The sequence below is a fragment of the Variovorax beijingensis genome (assembly GCF_003951285.1).
GTDB classification, from domain to species: domain Bacteria; phylum Pseudomonadota; class Gammaproteobacteria; order Burkholderiales; family Burkholderiaceae_C; genus Variovorax; species Variovorax beijingensis.
The window spans coordinates 298,302-315,454 of record NZ_RXFQ01000003.1; the positions used below are offsets into that span (position 1 = coordinate 298,302).

Below are 17,153 nucleotides of genomic sequence, written 5' to 3' on the forward strand. Positions count from 1 at the left end.
CGTGCGCATCGTCATCATGACGGACGAGATCGGCTGGCACACGCGCCAGCTGCAGGCCGCGCTGCGCGCACGCGGCGCGGTGGGGCGCTGCGTCGATCTTGCCGACTGCAACATCGACACCACCGCGGCATGGCATGGCCTGGTCATTCCCGGCTACGGCCGCGAGCTGCCCGATGCGGTGCTGGTGCGCGGCATCGCCGGCGGAAGCTTCGAGCAGGTCACCAAGCGCCTGGGCGTGCTGCATGCCCTGCGCGAGCTGGGCGTGCCGGTCTACAACGATGCACGTGCCATCGAGCGCACGGTCGACAAGTCGATGACCAGCCTGCTGCTGCATGCCGCGCGCATTCCCGCGCCCGCCACCTGGGCCACCGAGTCGGCGGCGCAGGCGCGGCGCATCGCCATGCGCGAGATGGCCGCGGGCCATGCGCTGGTGCTCAAGCCCTTGTTCGGTTCGCAGGGCAAGAACCTGCAACTGGTGGGCGAGGTCGACGGTGTTCATCATCCGATGCCCGACATCGACGCGCGCTACGCGGGCCTGGCCTATCTGCAGCGCTTCGTGCCGCCCATGGCCTCGCCGGGTTTCGACTGGCGCGTGATGGTGGTGGGCGGGCGCGCCGTCACCGCGATGCGGCGCGTCAGCACGCACTGGATCCACAACGTGGCCCAGGGCGCGCGCTGCGAGCCGGCCGTGCTGGAGCCCGCGCTCGCGCAGCTGGCCGAAGGCGCGTCGCAGGCGCTCGACATGGACTACGCGGGCGTGGACCTCATCGCGGCGGCCAGCGGGCCAAAGATCCAGGTGCTCGAGGTCAATGGCGTGGCCGCATGGCAGGGGCTGCAGCGCGTGACGGGCTTCAACATCGCGCGCGCCATCGTCGACGACCTGCTCGACCGCAAGCTCGCGCAGGCGCGCCGCCTCGCGCAGCAGAGCCTGCCGCTGCCGGAACGCCGCGCCTGATGATGATGACGAACGCGCGGCAGGCGGCCATCGAGCGTGCGCGGGCCTGCTTCCTGCGCGCCTGCTGGCTCGACGTGGCGGTGCGAAAGCCCGGCAACGTGAGCCAGGCTTCGCCGGGCCACGGCATGCAGGCCTCGATGTTCGTCGCCAGCGCCGAAGCCGCGGCCGGTGCGCTGTTCGAGCCCGGCTTGCGCGTGGGCGCGCGCATCGAGGCGGCCGTGGCCGCCACCTGGGCGGTGGCGGGATGCAACACCAACCTCGGCATCCTTCTGCTCTGCGCGCCGATCGCGCTCGCGGTAGAGCAGCATCCGCATGCCGGAACCCCCGCAGCCTTGCGCGCCGCCGTGGAGTCGGTGCTGGCCACGCTCGACATCGACGATACACGCGCCGCCTATCGCGCGATTGCGCAGGCGCATCCCGGCGGCCTGGGCACCGCGCCGTCCGAGGACGTGCGCGATGCACCCAGCGTCGATCTGCGTGCCGCCATGGCCCTTGCCGCGGACCGCGACCTCATCGCGCGCCAGTACCGCGACGGATTCGCGGACCTGTTCGCGCTGGCGTTCCAGGAACCGGTGCAACCGGCGGGCTGCGGCGAAGCGCCGGCCGATGCCGGTGCACTGCCCGATACCGCCACTGTGGCTTTCGTCCAACGGCTTTACCTGGCATGCCTCGGCGCCTTTCCTGATTCACACATTGTTCGAAAACACGGCGAGCGCGTGGCACAGACTGTCATGACGGCGGCGCAGGCCTGGCGCGAGCGCGCCGGCGCGGGCGTGGCGCTCGATGCCGACCCCGGCTTCGCCGCCTGGGATCTTTCCCTCAAGGCCGCAGGCGTCAACCCCGGGACCAGCGCCGATTTCACCGTGGCCGCGCTGCTGCTTTCAGGCTGGATCCGCTCGTGCGCGGCGCCCGCACGCGAGGCGGCGAATGGATGGCACGGATCGTGATACCCATGGCTTTGCGCTGGTCTTCCTGACCGGTGTCGTATTGACCCTAATCACCTTGGACCTCTGAGAGGAGACTCGAAACCATGGCAAAAATCGATCGACTGATGGTGGGCGAATCGCTCGTTGGCGACGGCAACGAAGTAGCCCATATCGACCTGATCATCGGACCGCGCGGCAGCGCTGCCGAGACCGCCTTCGCGAACGCGTTGACGAACAACAAGGACGGCTTCACTTCGCTGCTCGCAGTCGTGGCTCCCAATCTGCTGACCAAGCCGGCCACCGTGATGTTCAACAAAGTGACCATCAAGGGCGCCAAGCAGGCAGTGCAGATGTTCGGGCCGGCGCAGCGCGCCGTGGCGCTGGCGGTGGCCGACAGCGTCGAGGATGGCACCATCCCCATGGCGGAGGCGGACAACCTGTTCATCTGCGTCGGCGTGTTCATCCACTGGCTTGCCGACGACGACAAGAAGATCCAGGACTACAACTACCAGGCCACCCGCGAGGCCATCCAGCGTGCCGTGACCGGCTCGCCGACCGCCGCGGAAGTGGTGGACAAGAAGGGCACCACGGCGCATCCGTTCGCAGCCCACCTCTGAGCCGCAGAAAGCAAAAAACCGGCGCGTGGACCGCGCCGGTTTTTTTGTCTTCGAGTGTTCAGTGCTTGGCGGGCACCATGCCGCTGGCAAGGAAGTTCAGCACGGTGGCGCCGTGCACCAGCTTCGAGGCGCGATGCGTGGGCGCGTGGCGCTCGATCTGCACGCCCACGGCCTGCACGTCGTCGAACTTGCGCGGCTTCACGACCTTCACGCGGACCCAGCTGGCGCCGAACTCGTCGATGAGGATGTCGGCAATGGCCTCTGCAAAGGCCTCGAGCAGTTGCAGCCGGTGTTCGGCCATGAGCCGCACCAGCCGCTCGCGCACCACGCCGTAGTCGATGGTGTCGCCGATGCGGTCGGTGTCGCAGGCGCGCGCGCGGGGCACGCCGGCGTGCACGTCGATCAAGAGCGGCTGCGGATGATGCAGCTCGGAGTCGTGGATGCCGATCACCGTCTGGCCGCTGAAGCCCTCGATGAAGATCAGGTCCATGGGCGCCGGTGCCTCGGCCGCGTCGGGCGATGCATTCGAGGCCGGCGAGGCATTCGAAGAAGAAAGGCGGGCGATGGAAGGGCGCGGGCTGGTGTTCAAGTGGTGTCTCCAGTGATTCGAATGTGTTTGAAAGTGTGTCTGGCGGCATGCAAGCCCACCCCAGCAGGATTCATCAACGCAAAATGCAGGCCAGAGACCGGACCCGCTGCGGCATTGCCAGTGCTTGGTGTTTCACCGGGTGCGCGGTAAGCCGGCAGGCACAACAATGGGCCGAACGAGACATGATGGAACGCGCCGGAGAACTCCAATGACATTGACGCTGAGGCAAGGCGATCGACACGCTGACCGTGTGCTCGACGTGGTGAGGCGGGGCTTTCACGAGGAGGGCAATGATCTGGTCACGCGCTCGTGGAGCCGCTGCCTGAACCAGTACCAGCTCGATCCGGGCCGCCCGCGCGAACCGGTGGTCATTGCATCGTCGGCGCTGCAGAGCCGGCGCAACCAGCATGCCGACGTCATCGAGTGCGCACGCTACGAGATGACCACGCTCTACCAGCAGCTCGCGGATGCCGAGTCCGCCGTGGTGCTGACCGACACCGACGGCGTGATCGTGCACATGGTGTCCTCGCCCGAGTTCGCCGCCGAAGCGGAGCCCATGGGCCTGCGCGCCGGTGGCATGTGGGGCGAGGCCGAAGCCGGCACCAACGGCATGGGCACCTGCCTGGCCGCTGCGCATCCGATCTCGGTGCGGCGCGAAGAACATTTCTTCAGCCACTTCACGCAGCTCACGTGTTCGGCGGTGCCGGTGTTCGATCCGTCCGGCGAGATCATCGCCGTGCTCGACGTGACCAGCCGATCCAGCCTCATGCAGCAGCACGTGCTGGTGCTCCTGGGCATGACGGCGCGCATGATCGAGAACCGGCTCATCGACAAGCGCTTCTCGAATGCGCATCCGCTGCATTTCCACAGCCGGCCCGAATTCGTCTACACACTGCACGAAGGCAAGCTCGCGGTCGGCGACGACGGGCGCATTCTTGCGGCCAACCGCAGCGCCTTGTTTCAGCTCGGCCTGCAGTCGATGGACGAGATCCGCACGCAGCGCATCGACGACCTGTTCCAGACCTCGCTCGAAGACATCGTCCAGCGCAGTCTTTCTTCTTCATTCCATCCGGTGGTGGCCTACCGGGCCAATGCGGCGCTGCGCTTCTTCGCGGTGGCGCGGCGGCCGGCCTCCGATGCCGCCACGCCGGCGCGTGCGCGTGTGGCCGGCGCTGCAGGCACGGCTTCGATGGTGGCAGAGACAGGCGCCGAGGCCTTCCGTGCGCCGCTGCGGCCCGCAGCCGCGCGTGCGCCGAGCGTCCGCACCTTCAAGGACGCGCGGCTCGTCGCGCACCTGGACACCGCGCGGCGCGTGGTCGCGCGCCGGACCCCCGTGCTGCTGTGCGGCGAAACCGGTTCGGGCAAGGAAGTGTTCGCGCGCGCCATCCACGAGAGCAGCCCGCATGCCGAAGGCGCCTTCGTCGCAGTCAATTGCGCGAGCCTGCCCGAGACGCTGATCGAATCCGAACTCTTCGGCTACAAGGCCGGCGCTTTCACCGGTGCACAGCGCAGCGGGCGGCGCGGCAAGATCCTGCAGGCCGATGGCGGCACGCTGTTCCTCGACGAAATCGCCGACATGCCGCTGGAGCTGCAGGCCCGGCTGCTGCGCGTGCTCGACGAGCGCCAGGTCACGCCGCTGGGCACCGAGGAAACCCATCCGGTGGACTTCCAGCTCGTGAGCGCGAGCCACCAGCACCTGCCAAGCCTGGTGCGCGAAGGCCGTTTCCGCGAAGACCTCTACTACCGCCTGGCCGGCATCGAGCTCGACCTGCCCGCGCTGCGCGACCGCAGCGACAAGCGCGATCTGATCCACGACGTGCTCAAGGACGAAGGCGGCAGCGACAGCCGGCTCGGCGAAGAAGCCGAGCGCCTGCTCATGGCCTATTCATGGCCCGGCAACCTGCGGCAGCTGCGCCATGTGCTGCGCAGTGCCGCCGCGCTGGCCGACGGCAAGACCATCACGCGGGAGCACCTGCCTTCGCTGGCCGTGCGTACGGCGCCGTCGCCATTGCCCGCGCTGGCCCATGCGGCTGCAGTGTCCGAACCGGCCGATGCGGCTGCGGACGCAGCGCCGTCCGATGCGGCGCCCGCCATCAAGCAACTCAACCCGATCCAGGCCAACGAGCGGCAGGTGCTGCTGCAGATGCTCGAGCAGCATCGCTGGAACGTGAGCAACGTCGCCAAGGCGCTCGATGTCAGCCGCAACACCCTGTACCGAAAACTCCACAAGCTTCACATCGAGATCTCTCCACCCGATTGAGCCTCAAGGCTCGCAGACATGACGAACGGGGAACCGGCGGGCACGGGCAAGATCGATCCACGCGGCGCCGCGCTGGCTGCCGAAGACGGGGAAGCGCCGCTGCCCGCATCGCCGCCGCGCTCGCGGCTGGCCTGGTGCGTCACGGGTTCGGGCCATTTCCTCGAGGAATCGCTCGCCCTGGCGGCGCGGCTGCCCTCGGTCGACCTGTTCCTCTCGGCCGCTGCCGAGGAAGTGCTGCCGATCTACAAGCTGCAGATCGAAGCGCTCAAGCCGCGCTTCCGTGTCTTTCGCGACAAGACGGCCAGCGGCGTGCCAGTGGGCATGCTCTACGACGACGTCTATCACACGGTGGTGGTGGCGCCGGCCACCAGCAACACGGTGGCCAAGTGCGCATTCGGCATCAGCGACTCGCTGCCGACCAACATGTTTGCGCAGGCCGGCAAGCTCGGCATTCCTGGCATCGTGTTTGCATGCGATACGGAACCGGTGGTGGTGACCAAGTCGCCGCATGACTGGGTCACGCTGCGTCCGCGGCGCATCGAACTGGACAACGTGGAGCGGCTGCGCGGCATCGACTTCTGCCAGGTGGTCTGTTCACCGGCCGAACTGGAGACAGCGCTCGACACGCGCCTGAAGGAACTTTCTCTCGCATGGAACACATCGTCTTCCTGACCGGGCGCCTCGCCCAAGCCAGCCTCACGCGGGTGCTGGCCGGGATCGAGGCGGCACCGTTCACATGGGAAGTGCGCGAGATCGGTCTGCAGGTGGCGGCGCTGATGACGGCCGACATGATCCGCCGCCGCGTTGCGGCCCCGGTGTTCACCGAGGGCGAAGGCAAGGGCGCCGCGCCGCGCCGCGCGGACCGCATCATGGTGCCAGGCCGCTGCCGTGGCGACGTCGAGGCCCTGAGCCTTCACTTCGGCGTTCCGGTGGAGCGCGGCCCGCAGGAACTGAAGGACCTGCCGCGCCACTTCAACCGCAGCGCGCGCGCGGTCGACCTGGACGACTACGAGGTCGCGATCTTTGCCGAGATCGTCGACGCGCCGCGGCTCTCGGTGGCGCAGATCATCGAGCGCGCGCGGCAACTCGCGGCCGACGGTGCCAACGTGATCGACCTGGGCTGCCTGCCCGAGACGCGCTTCGACCACCTGGCCGAGAGCGTGCAGGCACTGAAGGCCGCGGGCTTCCAGGTCAGCGTCGATTCGAGCGACACAGAGGAGCTGCTGCTCGGCGGCAAGGCCGGCGCCGACTACCTGCTGAGCCTCACGCTCGACACGCTGTGGATCGCCGACGAGGTCGCGGCCACGCCGGTGCTGATACCGCGCGTTCCGGCCGATGAAGAATCGCTGTACGAAGCTGTGGCGCAGATGCAGAGCCGCGGCCGTGCCTTCCTGGCCGATTCGATCCTCGACCCCATACCGTTCGGCCTGACCGCTTCCATCGTGCGCTACCACCGGCTGCGCGAGCGCTTTCCAGATGCGCCGATCATGCTGGGCGTGGGCAACCTCACCGAGCTCACCGAGGCCGACACCAGCGGCATCAACGCGGTGCTGTTCGGCATTGCCGCCGAGCTGAACGTGGCGGCGGTGCTGACCACGCAGGTGAGCCAGCATGCGCGCCGCGCGGTGAGCGAGGCCGACTGGGCGCGCCGCATCATGCATGCCGCGGCGCGCAACGCCACGCTGCCCAAGGGCATGAGCGATGCGCTGATGACGGTGCACGCCAAGCATCCCTTCCCCGACACGCCCGAAGAAATCGGCGAGATCGCCTCGCAGGTGCGCGACCCCAACTTCCGCGTGCAGATCTCGCCGCTGGGCCTGCACGTCTACAACCGCGACGGCATGCGGCTCGCGCAGGGCGCCTTCGAACTCTGGCCGCAGCTCCAGCTGCAGGACGACGCCGACCATGCGTTCTACATGGGCGTGGAACTGGCGCGGGCCGAGATCGCCTGGCAGCTCGGCAAGCGCTACGTGCAGGACCAGCCGCTCGACTGGGGCTGCGCCACGCCGCGGGCCACCGAAGACCTCGCGCGCTGGTGCGCGCCGGGAACCACCATGAAGACATCGAAGAAGAACAGCGCGGCCGAGACCGGCGCCACCGGCACCACCACCGCGCCATCACCCTCATGAACGACCAGATCTTCGAAGCCGTGGTGACCACCGTGGCGCCCGGCGGCAAGCCGCACGTGGCGCCGATGGGCGTCCGCTACCAGGAGGGCGGCATCCTGCTGATGCCGTTCAAGCCCTCGACCACGCACGACAACATCGTGGCGACTGGCCATGCGGTGCTCAACATCGTCTGCGACACGCGCGTGTTCGCGGGCTGCGTCACGGGCCGCAAGCTGTGGCCCACGCTGCCGGCTGAGCGCATCGAAGGCGTGCGGCTGGCCGCTGCGCTGCGCCACGTCGAACTCGAACTGGCCGGGCAGCGCGACGACGTGCAGCGGCCGGTGCTGCGCATGGTGGCCGTGCACGAGGCCACGCATGCGCCGTTTGCCGGCTTCAACCGCGCGCAGGCTGCGGTGATCGAAGGCGCCGTGCTGGTGAGCCGGCTGCACATGCTCCCTCCCGAGAAAGTGGAAACCGAAATGACCTACCTGCAGATCGCGATCGACAAGACCGCCGGCCCCGAGGAACGCGAGGCCTGGGAGTGGCTGCGCGCCGCGGTCGCGCAACACCGGGCCGGCGACCGGGAGCGCACATCATGACGATGCGCATGCTGGTGAGCGTGCGCAGCGTGGACGAAGCCCTGCTCGCGGCCCGCGGCGGCGCCGACTTCATCGACCTGAAGGAACCCAGCGAAGGCGCACTGGGCGGCCTGCCGGTGGCAACCATCGGCGCCATCGTGAGCGCGCTGCGTGCGCACGGCATCGGCCTGCCCGCGAGCGCGACGATCGGCGATCTGCCGATGCATGCGCTGGATGCCATCCTGGTGCAGGTGGACGCGGTGGGGGCCTGCGGCGTCGACTATGTGAAGGTCGGCATCGAGCGCGGGCCCGAGGCCTTTGCGGTGCTCGATGCGCTGGCGGCCTGCCGCTGGCCGGTGGTGCCGGTCTTCATCGGCGACCACGGGCTCGATGCCGCGCTGACCGCGCATGCCTGCACGCTCGGCTTTCCCGGGCTCATGGTCGACACCGCCGACAAGGAGGCCGGCAGCCTGTTCGATGCCGTGCCGATGGCCGATCTGCGCGCCTTCCTGGCCCAGGTGCGCGCCGCGGGCCGGATGGCCGGCGTGGCGGGCGCACTGCGCATGGCGCATGTTCCGCTGCTGCAGTCGCTGGCGCCGGACTTCGCGGGGTTTCGCAGCGCCGTCTGCGTGGGCGACCGCAAGGCGGCCCTCAGCCCGGAGCGGCTCGCGGCACTGGCCGCGCTGCTGCACGGCGAGGCCGTGGAGCCCGTACCGGCCTGAACGGTTTTTCGCGAGCGGGGCGCGAGGCCCGCTCAGCGCGGGGCGAAGGTCGCCTCGCCCAGCAGCAGCGCACGCATGGTCGCCAGCTGGTTCTTGTGAAGCAGGGTGATCGGAAACGCCGCATCGCCGGAGCGTTCGGCAAACTGCTGGTCGACCACGCCGGCATCGCCAAGTTCATTGAGCGTCATCTGCGGATCGATGGCGCATGACTTCACCAGCACCAGCTGCTCGGCATTGAGATGCTTGGCGAGGTCGAGCGCGATGGTGTCCGACGTGGCGTCCCAGCTGGTGCGGCCGTCCGGCTTGTCGCGCCGCAGCTCGAGCGGCAGCCACAGCGCGGTTTTTCCGCGCCGCAGCAGGTCGGGGATTTCGGTCTTGCGCGCGGCCAGCTGCAGCGCCGGGTTCAGCGCATGCAGCTGGTAGGCCGTCTGCGCCATGGCCAGCACCGCCATGTTGTGCGCGGCCAGGTCGTTGAACTGCCAGTGCGCCTGCACGCGCCGTACTTCGTCTGCAAAGGTGCCGCCGCCGCAGACCACCGTGACGCGGCCGCCGCCGATCTGCGTGAGCAGATCGAGCCACTGCGGCAGCACCGGGTCGGCACAGAGGCTGCCGCCAATCTTGACCACCCACATCAGTCGTGCTCCCTTTCGAACAGCGCGGCCACCGCCACGCTCGGTGCGCACACCTGCGCCCAGCCGGCGGTGCCCGCGGGCGCATGGCGGGCGACGTTTGCCACGTCGCCGCCATAGGCGGCAAAGCGGCGCGGCACGGCTTGCGCGCCTTCACCCGATGCGGCGACGGCGGCCAGGCCGGGCACCAGGAAGGCGCCGCAGCCCGCGCTCACCACCACGGCATCGCGCGAGAGCGCATGCGCCGCCAGCACGCGGCGCAACTGCGCACCGATGGCCTCGACCTGCGCCGCGCGCCAGGCGCGTGCGAGGTCCAGCCATTCTTCAGCGGATGCATCGCGTTCGTCCAGCCCCACCATGCGCGCAAGGCGCTGGCGCGTGGCCGGCAGGGTCTTGGCCGCGTTGTCGGCGCTGGGGTGCAGGTCGTGCGCGGGATCGAGCTCGCCGCACAGGCGATACACGTCGGCCGTGGTGGCGAAGAACTCGTTCATCACGTGCCTTGCCTGGCCGCGCCATTCGATGCGCTGGGCGAGCGCGCACACCGGCGTGCGCACCACGCCGTGGTAGGCGAGCTCGCCGCTCACCAGGCGCTCGGCGTCGCTGCGGCTGGTGGTCAGCACGCCCTTGTTGCCGAAGGCGATCAGGTCGGTGGTGGTGCTGCCGATGTCGACCAGCACGCCTTCCGGGAACACGAGCGCGGCATGCCGCACGGTGGCTAGCCAGTTGGCCGAGGCGATGTGCTCCCAGTGCCGTGCCACGCCGGCGGCCGTGCACCAGCCCACATCGCCGGCAAAGAATTGCAGCGCGCCTGGCTGCGTGGGCAGCGCAGCTGCCAAGGCGGCGGCAATGCCGCGCACGCCGGCTTCGCGGTCGGGAAACAGGTCGACCATCTCGCCTGTCATCGTGACGGCATGCTGTGCAGATGCAAGCACGGGCCAGCGCGTGCCTGCGGCCTGCAGCGCACGCGCCAGATGGTCGAGGCCCTGCCAGAGCGGACAGCCCCACTGCGCCACGTCGGCCACCTCGCCGCGTTGCATCAGGCAGGCCTTGACATGGGCGCCGCCGATGTCCCAGCCGATGGTGGTGCGTTCAGGCGTCGGCACGCGCAAGTTCCCGTTCCTGGGTGCCGCTGCCGTGCAGGCGGTCCGCCAGCAGTTCCGCCGCGAGGTTGCGGCCCAGCGCTGCGGAAAGCCCGACGTAGGCGCAGGTGACACGCGGATTGACCTCGATCACCACCGGCCCGTGCTGCGGATGCCAGACCAGGTCGATGCCCGCGAAGCCGCGCAGCCCGGGGATGGCACGCGCCACCTGCATGGCCAGCGCGGCCAGGTCATGCCGGCGCGGGTCGCCGCGGCCCACCGCATCGACGCTCACGCCATCGAAGGACAGCCTGCCGTGCGCATCGATCGAAATGCGTTGGCGGTTGATGCTCAGCATTTCGGCATTCTGCTCCGTGCACAGCAGCGAGAGGCTCAGGGCTTCGCCCTCGATCCAGGGCTCGAGCGTCAAGGTGGCGCCGGCTTGCGTGCGCGTGGCTTGGTCTTCGAGCGCATCGGCGTGGCGCTGGTGCACGTGGGTGGCCACGCCGCCGGCGCCGTCGTCGGGCTTGACCACCCAACGCGTGATATCGGGCGCATCGGCAAAGGCCAGCGGCGTCTGAACGCCGTGGGCGGCCAGGTGCGCGAGCGTGGCTTTCTTGCCGGCCGTGAGCTCGATGGCTTCGGCACTGCAGCCGAGCCAGCGCGCATGGCCCACCGTGCGCTGGAAGCGCGCGAGCAGGCCATCCGTCTCGGGCGCCACCAGCCACACGAGGTCGTGCAGCACGCTCTGGCGCGCGACGAAGTCGAAGGCCGATTCGTTGGCGCGGGCCCGCAGTGGCACGGCGCCTGCTGGCAGGGTGTTTCCCGGTCCGCAGACCGCCGCGGAGACCGAACAATCGGCGGCGCGCACCAGGTCCGCCACCATGGCATCGCGCATCGACAGGCCCAGCGGCAGCAGTTCGTCGGCTGCGGCGTCGTCGCCATAGTCGCTCCAGCCGCCGCCGCTGAGATACTCGTAAACAAAAACGCGTTTGGTCATTTCATCATCCACTTTCCGGGCTCTTCCCCATCCTTCCCATGACTTCCGAACTGAACCTGATCCCTGTCGTCGACCTGCTGAAGGGCCAAGTGGTGCGGGCCGTGCGCGGCGACCGCAAGGCCTACCGGCCGATCGTTTCGGCGCTGTGCGCCAGCAGCGATCCGGTGACGGTGGCGCGCATCCTGTGCGAGCACTGCGCGGCCCGCCAGCTGTACGTGGCCGACCTCGATGCCTTGCAGGGCGGGGCGGTGCAGGCCGGCGTGCTGGCCGATCTGCTGCAGGCACTGCCGGGCATGGAGCTGTGGCTGGATGCCGGCCTTGCGGACGCATCGGCCGGCCAGGCGCTGCGCGAACAGCTGGCGCCGTATGCCTCGCGCATCGTGCTGGTGTTCGGCAGCGAATCGCTGCGTTCGCGCGAGGCGCTGGAGCGCTGTTTCGAGGCCACGGCCGGTGATGGCGCCGATGGCCCCGGGGCGGCGCTGTCGCTGGACCGGCGCGACGGCCAGCGGCTCGATGCGGCCGGCTGCTGGGATGCGGTGGCGCTGTGGCCGAAGCGGCTGATCGTGATGACGCTGGAGCGCGTCGGCTCCGGCGCCGGCCCCGACCTGGAAACGCTGCAGGAGGTGAGGCGCCTGGCGCCGGGCGCCATGGTGATCGGTGCCGGCGGCATCCGCAGCGAGGACGACCTGGCGCGCGCGAGCGCGGCCGGCGCCGATGCCTGGCTGGTGGCCAGCGCGCTGCACGACCTGCAACTGCCACGCGTACGCCGCTGATCTGCCGAAGCCGGTGCGACGAGGGTGGGTGAGGCGTGCCATCCGCCCGCTGTACACACGAACCGTGCCATCCACCGGCGGGCTCGCCTGCACTGCCGCCGGCCCCTGCCGGCACGCATTGACCGCCAAAAGCGCAACACTCTGTCTCACTTCGTGTGTGTCAACAGGGCCCGGTCCCAAGGCGCGGCGGCCCTTCGGGTGAATGGCACATGGCTTGCGTGGTGGCCTGCCCATGAATCAACCCGACACTGCCGCGCCTGCCGGCAATGCCCCCTGGACCTGCCCCTTTTGCCCCCTGCTGTGCGACACCTTCGGCGTGGCGGTGGGCACGCCGCTCAGGCTCGTGGGCAGCGACTGCCCGCGCGCGCGCAAGGCGCTCGCCAACTTCGATGCCGAAGCCGGCGCGGGGCGGCCTCGGGTCGACGGCCAGGACTGCGACCTGGACACGGCGCTCGGCAAGGCCGCCTCGCTGCTCGCGGCCAGCCGCCAGCCCCTGTTCGGCGGCCTCGGCACCGATGTCGCGGGTGCCCGGGCGCTCTATGCGCTGGCCTGCGAAACCGGCGCCATCTGCGACCCGGCCCATGGGACGGCGCTGATGCACGGCCTGCGCGCGCTGCAGGACCGCGGCGGCTTCAGCACCACGCTGGCGGAAGCGAGGACGCGGGCCGACCTGGTCGTCTGCATGACCGAGGAACCGGCGGCGCACTACCCGGAGATCTTCCGCCGCATCGGCGTGGGGGAGCGGGAGGGCGTGGCGGTGGAAGCGCTGCCGCTGCACGGCGACCTGTTCGACACCGTGGCGCTGCTCGCGGCGCTCGTCGCGGGCCGTGTTTCCAAGGACGATGCCCGCGTGCCGGCCGATCTGGCGGCGCTCTCGGCACGGCTGCAGGCAGCGCGCTATGCGGTACTGGTGTACGAATCGGGCCGGCTGCCGGCGCAGGGCGCGCTGATCGTCGAGGCCATCCAGCGCATCGTCGCCACGCTCAACCGCAGCACGCGCGCGGCTTCGCTGCCGCTGGGCGGCGGCGATGGCGCCTCCACCGTGAACCAGGTGTTCGCCTGGCTCTCGGGCCTGCCGCTGCGTTCGCGCGCCGGACCGCTGGGCCTGGAGCATGAGCCGCTGTGCTTCGATGCCGGGCGCCTGCTGGCCGATGGCGCGGCCGATACGCTGCTGTGGGTGTCGAGCTACGGCCCCGAGCCGGCGCCACCGCCGGCCGGCGTGCCGCGCATCGTGCTCGGCCATCCCGGCATGCCCGTGCCGCGGGATGCGCACGGGCTGGTGTTCATTCCCGTGTCGACACCCGGCATCGGCTCCGTGGGCCATCTGTTCCGCACCGACGGCTCGGTGCTGCTGCCGCTGCGGCCCGTGTACGAGGACGGGCTGCCGAGCGTGGCCGAGGTGGTCCGGCGCCTGACGCAGGCGGTGCAGGCGCTGAAGAAGGAGCGCGTGCAATGACGGCGACACTGCGCTTGCGCGGCGGCCGCGTCATCGATCCCGCGAATGGCCGCGACGAGGTGCGCGACCTGTACGTGCAGGGCGGCCGCATGGTCGAGCTCGCACCGGACGAGGCCGCCACCGAGGAGATCGACATCGGCGGCTGCATCGTGATGGCCGGCGGCATCGACATGCACACCCACATCGGCGGCGGCAAGGTCAACCTCGCGCGCATGCTGCTGCCCGAAGACCACCGCGCCAATGCGAACCCCATTGCGCTGCCCGACAACGTGCTCGAGCTCGCCTCGTGCGGCACCTGCACGCCGGGCACGCTGGCCACCGGCTACCGCTATGTCGAGATGGGCTACACGGCGGCCTTCGAGCCGGCCATGATGGCCTGCAACGCGCGCCACGCGCACATGGAGATGGGCGACACGCCGATCCTCGACCACGGCGCCTACGTGATGCTCGGCAACGACGAGCTCTTCCTGCGCATGCTGGCCGAGGGCTGGGACTTCGAGCGCATCCGCGACTACGCGGGCTGGACCATCAACGCCAGCAAGGCGATGGGCGTGAAGGTGGTGAACCCGGGCGGCATCTCGGCCTTCAAGTTCAACCAGCGCAAGCTCGACGTCGACGAGAACCATGTGCACTGGCAGGTCACGCCGCGGCAGGTGGTGCACACGCTGGCGCGCGCGCTGCGCGAGCTTGGCGTGCCGCATCCGCTGCACATCCACGGGAGCAACCTGGGCGTGGCCGGCAACATCCAGTCCACGCTCGACACCATCGCCGCGCTCGACGGACTGCCCGGGCACCTGACGCACATCCAGTTCCACGCCTATGGCACCGAGGGGCCGAAGAAGTTCTCCTCGGCCGCGCTGCAGCTTGCCGAGGTGGTGAACGCGAACAAGAACGTGAGCATCGACGTGGGCCAGATCATGTTCGGCCAGACCGTCACGGCCTCGGGCGACACCATGCGCCAGCATGCGCAGTCGGGCCTGGCCGATCCGCGCAAGTGGATCGGCGCCGACATCGAGTGCGAGGCCGGCTGCGGCGTGGTGCCGTTCCGCTACCGCGAGCAGAGCTACGTGAATGCGCTGCAGTGGGTCATCGGGCTGGAGATCTTTCTCCTGGTCGACGATCCGTGGCGCGTGGTGCTGACCACCGACCATCCCAACGGCGGCCCGTTCACGAGCTATCCGCACCTGATCCGCCTCTTGATGGACCGCAGCTTCCGCGAGGAACAGCTCGCCAAGCTGCATCCCGAAGTCGCGGCGCAGGCCGCGCTGCGCTCGATCACGCGCGAGCTTTCGCTCTACGAGATCGCGATCATGACCCGCGCCGGCCCGGCGCGGCTGCTGGGCCTGCGCGACCGCGGCCACCTGGGTGCGGGCGCGGCGGCCGACATTGCGGTGTACCGCGAGAACGCCGACCGCGAAGCCATGTTCGCGACGCCCGAATACGTGTTCAAGGACGGCGTGCTGGTCTCGCGCGCGGGCCGCGTCACGGCGGCGCCGGTAGGCGGCACGCACTTCGTCGCGCCGGACTACGACCGCGGCATCGAGAAGCGGCTGCGCCGGCATCTTGCGGCGCAGGGTTCGGTCAACTTCGACCACATCGCCATCGGGCACGACGAGCTGTGCCAATGCTGCAACGGCGGGCGCCTGCTGCCGGCCGAGTGCTTCAAGGAGTCGTCGTCGTGAAGGCCCTGGAGCGCAACGGCGTCGTCATCGACCAGACCTTTGCCGAGGCCTTTCCGATGAAGGCCACGCGCATCCTCATCACGGCGCACAACATGGCGTGGGCGCGCCATGCGGCGGTGTCGGCCACCGGCTTCGCGACCTCGGTGATCGCCTGCGGCTGCGAGGCCGGCATCGAGCGCGAGATATTGCCGGACGAATCGCCCGATGGCCGGCCCGGCGTGAGCGTGCTGATCTTCTCGATGTCGGGGAAGGAGCTCGGCAAGCAGCTCGAGCGCCGCGTCGGCCAGTGCGTGCTGACCTGCCCGACCACCGCGGTGTTCGCGGGCCTGCCGCGCGGCGCACCCGGCAGCGACGTGGCCGCGCTCGGCAAGAACCTGCGCTTCTTCGGCGACGGCTGGCAGATCTCGAAGGTGATCGATGGCGTGCGCTACTGGCGCGTGCCGGTGATGGACGGCGAATTCGTCGCGCAGGAAGACACGCCCGTGGTGAAGGCCGTGGGCGGCGGCAACCTGCTGCTGCTCGCGCGCGACACCGATGCCGCGCTGGCCGCCGCCGAGGCCGCCGTGGCGGCGATGAAGCGGCTGCCCAACGTGGTGATGCCGTTTCCGGGCGGCGTGGTGCGATCGGGCTCGAAGGTCGGCAGCCGCTATGCGAATCTCAATGCTTCGACCAACGATGCCTTCTGCCCGAGCCTCGTCGGGCTGGTGGCGCACAGCGAACTGGCGAGCGGAGCATCCGCACAGGAGATCGGCTGCGTGATGGAAATCGTGATCGACGGCCTGACCGAGGCCGACGTGGGTGCCGCCATGCGCGTGGGCATGGAGGCCGCCATTGCCATCGGACCGGCGGGCGGCCTGCTGCGCATTTCGGCCGGCAACTATGGCGGCAAGCTGGGGCCGTTTCATTTCCACCTGCACAAGCTGCTGGGCGTGGCGGGAGATGCGGCATGAACGGATGGCACTTCAGGCTGCGGCAGGCGCCGGCGCTGCGTGTCGATCTGCGCGGCATCACGCCGGCCGCGCTGGCGGAACTCTCGGCCGCGCAGATCGAGCAGCTGCGCGTGGGCCATGGCAACGCGATGCTGCCCCTGGCCGAGCTGTTCGATGCTGCGCCGGGCACGGAAGAGGGCGTGCTTCGCTTCGAAGGCGATCTCGGGCGCTTCGACCGCATCGGCTGGCAGATGGACGGCGGCTGCATCCGCGTCGAAGGCGATGCGGGCCACTATGCGGGCGGCTGCATGCGCGGCGGCGCGCTGCAGATCGATGGCAGCGCCGGCCTGCTGGCCGCCTGCGAAATGGCCGGCGGCAGCATCGACGTGAAGGGCGACGTCGGCGACTTCGCAGCCAGCACCTTGCCCGGCAGCATGGACGGCATGCGCGGTGGCACCCTCGTGGTCCATGGCCATGCGGGCGAGCGCTTCGGCGACCGCATGCGCCGCGGGTCCGCGCTGGTCCATGGCGATGCGGGCGCGTTCCTGGGCTCGCGCATGGTGGCGGGCACGATCGCCGTCGGCGGCAAGGCCGGCGCGCATGCGGGCTACGGCATGCGCCGCGGCAGCATCGTCCTTGCAGGGCCGGGCGCGGCGCTGCCGGCGGGGTTGACCTTCGTGCCGAACCGGACCGCGACGCCGGTGTTCTGGGCCCTGCTGGCGCGTGATCTGGCGCGCCACGGCGGAGCTTTTTCGGCCTTGCCCACGCGCCGCATCGAACGCCACCTGGGCGATCTCTCGGCCGACGGCAAGGGCGAACTCATCCTGTGCCCGTGACCCGTCCCGGCCTT

17 protein-coding genes are annotated in these 17,153 nt (G+C 69.8%); 13 read left to right on the forward strand and 4 right to left on the reverse strand.

Annotated features, from left to right (window positions below; translation table 11 throughout):
• The first annotated feature begins 1 nt into the window (after position 1).
• The 3 genes from EJO66_RS06825 to fae all read left to right on the forward strand — a co-directional run bounded on the left by EJO66_RS06825 (position 2) and on the right by fae (position 2,498).
• Entirely contained in the window at positions 2-955 is a 954-nt protein-coding gene (locus EJO66_RS06825; protein WP_223262227.1) for an ATP-grasp domain-containing protein, read from the forward strand.
• Entirely contained in the window at positions 955-1,902 is a 948-nt protein-coding gene (locus EJO66_RS06830; RefSeq protein WP_124958058.1) for a triphosphoribosyl-dephospho-CoA synthase, read from the forward strand. The genes EJO66_RS06825 and EJO66_RS06830 overlap by 1 nt, the downstream gene beginning before the upstream one ends.
• An 83-nt stretch (positions 1,903-1,985) precedes the next feature.
• Positions 1,986-2,498, forward strand: a complete 513-nt coding sequence (gene fae / locus EJO66_RS06835; RefSeq protein WP_124958057.1) for a formaldehyde-activating enzyme — start codon at positions 1,986-1,988, stop codon at positions 2,496-2,498.
• A 58-nt stretch (positions 2,499-2,556) separates the two neighbouring features.
• On the opposite strand, the gene EJO66_RS06840 is transcribed toward fae, so the two are convergent.
• Positions 2,557-2,988, reverse strand: coding sequence for a dihydroneopterin aldolase (locus tag EJO66_RS06840; RefSeq protein WP_124958301.1), 432 nt, complete (start codon positions 2,986-2,988; stop codon positions 2,557-2,559).
• A 307-nt stretch (positions 2,989-3,295) separates the two neighbouring features.
• Between EJO66_RS06840 and EJO66_RS06845 the strand changes: the two genes are divergently transcribed.
• Genes EJO66_RS06845 through EJO66_RS06865 form a run of 5 tightly spaced genes read left to right on the forward strand, consistent with a single transcriptional unit; the run spans position 3,296 to position 8,755 of the window.
• Positions 3,296-5,347, forward strand: a complete 2,052-nt coding sequence (locus EJO66_RS06845; protein ID WP_125964790.1) for a sigma-54-dependent Fis family transcriptional regulator — start codon at positions 3,296-3,298, stop codon at positions 5,345-5,347.
• Positions 5,348-5,365: 18 nt separating this feature from the next.
• Complete coding sequence (locus EJO66_RS06850; protein WP_125964791.1) at positions 5,366-6,019, forward strand: flavoprotein; 654 nt, start codon at positions 5,366-5,368, stop codon at positions 6,017-6,019.
• Positions 5,998-7,476, forward strand: a complete 1,479-nt coding sequence (locus EJO66_RS06855) for a DUF6513 domain-containing protein (RefSeq protein ID WP_125964792.1) — start codon at positions 5,998-6,000, stop codon at positions 7,474-7,476. Before EJO66_RS06850 ends, EJO66_RS06855 begins: the two co-directional genes overlap by 22 nt.
• A complete protein-coding gene (locus EJO66_RS06860; RefSeq protein WP_125964793.1) occupies positions 7,473-8,054 on the forward strand; it encodes a DUF447 domain-containing protein in 582 nt (193 codons plus the stop codon). Before EJO66_RS06855 ends, EJO66_RS06860 begins: the two co-directional genes overlap by 4 nt.
• Positions 8,051-8,755: a (5-formylfuran-3-yl)methyl phosphate synthase gene (locus tag EJO66_RS06865; protein ID WP_125964794.1), complete on the forward strand. Its 705-nt coding sequence runs from the start codon at positions 8,051-8,053 to the stop codon at positions 8,753-8,755. The genes EJO66_RS06860 and EJO66_RS06865 overlap by 4 nt, the downstream gene beginning before the upstream one ends.
• A gap of 32 nt (positions 8,756-8,787) precedes the next feature.
• Here the strand turns inward: EJO66_RS06865 and EJO66_RS06870 are convergent, their stop codons facing one another.
• Genes EJO66_RS06870 through EJO66_RS06880 form a run of 3 tightly spaced genes read right to left on the reverse strand, consistent with a single transcriptional unit; the run spans position 8,788 to position 11,463 of the window.
• Complete coding sequence (locus EJO66_RS06870) at positions 8,788-9,387, reverse strand: amino acid kinase family protein (RefSeq protein WP_125964795.1); 600 nt, start codon at positions 9,385-9,387, stop codon at positions 8,788-8,790.
• Positions 9,387-10,487 carry a hydantoinase/oxoprolinase family protein gene (locus tag EJO66_RS06875; RefSeq protein WP_240648523.1) on the reverse strand — a complete coding sequence of 367 codons (1,101 nt, stop codon included), beginning with the start codon at positions 10,485-10,487 and terminating at the stop codon, positions 9,387-9,389. Before EJO66_RS06875 ends, EJO66_RS06870 begins: the two co-directional genes overlap by 1 nt.
• Positions 10,474-11,463: an ATP-grasp domain-containing protein gene (locus EJO66_RS06880; protein WP_125964797.1), complete on the reverse strand. Its 990-nt coding sequence runs from the start codon at positions 11,461-11,463 to the stop codon at positions 10,474-10,476. Before EJO66_RS06880 ends, EJO66_RS06875 begins: the two co-directional genes overlap by 14 nt.
• A gap of 38 nt (positions 11,464-11,501) precedes the next feature.
• On the opposite strand from EJO66_RS06880, the gene EJO66_RS06885 reads away from it, so the two are divergent.
• The 5 genes from EJO66_RS06885 to EJO66_RS06905 all read left to right on the forward strand — a co-directional run bounded on the left by EJO66_RS06885 (position 11,502) and on the right by EJO66_RS06905 (position 17,139).
• On the forward strand, positions 11,502-12,236 hold the full coding sequence (locus EJO66_RS06885; RefSeq protein ID WP_124958048.1) for a HisA/HisF-related TIM barrel protein: 735 nt from the start codon (positions 11,502-11,504) through the stop codon (positions 12,234-12,236).
• A gap of 232 nt (positions 12,237-12,468) precedes the next feature.
• Positions 12,469-13,692: a molybdopterin-binding domain-containing protein gene (locus tag EJO66_RS06890; protein WP_125964798.1), complete on the forward strand. Its 1,224-nt coding sequence runs from the start codon at positions 12,469-12,471 to the stop codon at positions 13,690-13,692.
• Entirely contained in the window at positions 13,689-15,374 is a 1,686-nt protein-coding gene (locus EJO66_RS06895; RefSeq protein ID WP_125964799.1) for a formylmethanofuran dehydrogenase subunit A, read from the forward strand. Before EJO66_RS06890 ends, EJO66_RS06895 begins: the two co-directional genes overlap by 4 nt.
• Positions 15,371-16,324 (forward strand): formylmethanofuran--tetrahydromethanopterin N-formyltransferase, encoded by a 954-nt coding sequence (gene fhcD, locus EJO66_RS06900; protein WP_124958045.1) that lies wholly within the window; start codon positions 15,371-15,373, stop codon positions 16,322-16,324. Before EJO66_RS06895 ends, fhcD begins: the two co-directional genes overlap by 4 nt.
• Positions 16,321-17,139: a formylmethanofuran dehydrogenase subunit C gene (locus tag EJO66_RS06905; RefSeq protein WP_124958044.1), complete on the forward strand. Its 819-nt coding sequence runs from the start codon at positions 16,321-16,323 to the stop codon at positions 17,137-17,139. The genes fhcD and EJO66_RS06905 overlap by 4 nt, the downstream gene beginning before the upstream one ends.
• Positions 17,140-17,153 lie beyond the last annotated feature (14 nt).

Bases quoted from the DNA above. Each gene is read 5' to 3' on its own strand.
- EJO66_RS06830 (WP_124958058.1), top strand. From the start codon at position 955: ATGATGATGACGAACGCGCGGCAGGCGGCCATCGAGCGTGCGCGGGCC.
- fae (WP_124958057.1), top strand. From the start codon at position 1,986: ATGGCAAAAATCGATCGACTGATGGTGGGCGAATCGCTCGTTGGCGAC.
- EJO66_RS06840 (WP_124958301.1), bottom strand. From the start codon at position 2,988: ATGGACCTGATCTTCATCGAGGGCTTCAGCGGCCAGACGGTGATCGGC.
- EJO66_RS06845 (WP_125964790.1), top strand. From the start codon at position 3,296: ATGACATTGACGCTGAGGCAAGGCGATCGACACGCTGACCGTGTGCTC.
- EJO66_RS06850 (WP_125964791.1), top strand. From the start codon at position 5,366: ATGACGAACGGGGAACCGGCGGGCACGGGCAAGATCGATCCACGCGGC.
- EJO66_RS06855 (WP_125964792.1), top strand. From the start codon at position 5,998: ATGGAACACATCGTCTTCCTGACCGGGCGCCTCGCCCAAGCCAGCCTC.
- EJO66_RS06860 (WP_125964793.1), top strand. From the start codon at position 7,473: ATGAACGACCAGATCTTCGAAGCCGTGGTGACCACCGTGGCGCCCGGC.
- EJO66_RS06865 (WP_125964794.1), top strand. From the start codon at position 8,051: ATGACGATGCGCATGCTGGTGAGCGTGCGCAGCGTGGACGAAGCCCTG.
- EJO66_RS06870 (WP_125964795.1), bottom strand. From the start codon at position 9,387: ATGTGGGTGGTCAAGATTGGCGGCAGCCTCTGTGCCGACCCGGTGCTG.
- EJO66_RS06880 (WP_125964797.1), bottom strand. From the start codon at position 11,463: ATGACCAAACGCGTTTTTGTTTACGAGTATCTCAGCGGCGGCGGCTGG.
- EJO66_RS06885 (WP_124958048.1), top strand. From the start codon at position 11,502: ATGACTTCCGAACTGAACCTGATCCCTGTCGTCGACCTGCTGAAGGGC.
- EJO66_RS06890 (WP_125964798.1), top strand. From the start codon at position 12,469: ATGAATCAACCCGACACTGCCGCGCCTGCCGGCAATGCCCCCTGGACC.
- EJO66_RS06895 (WP_125964799.1), top strand. From the start codon at position 13,689: ATGACGGCGACACTGCGCTTGCGCGGCGGCCGCGTCATCGATCCCGCG.
- EJO66_RS06905 (WP_124958044.1), top strand. From the start codon at position 16,321: ATGAACGGATGGCACTTCAGGCTGCGGCAGGCGCCGGCGCTGCGTGTC.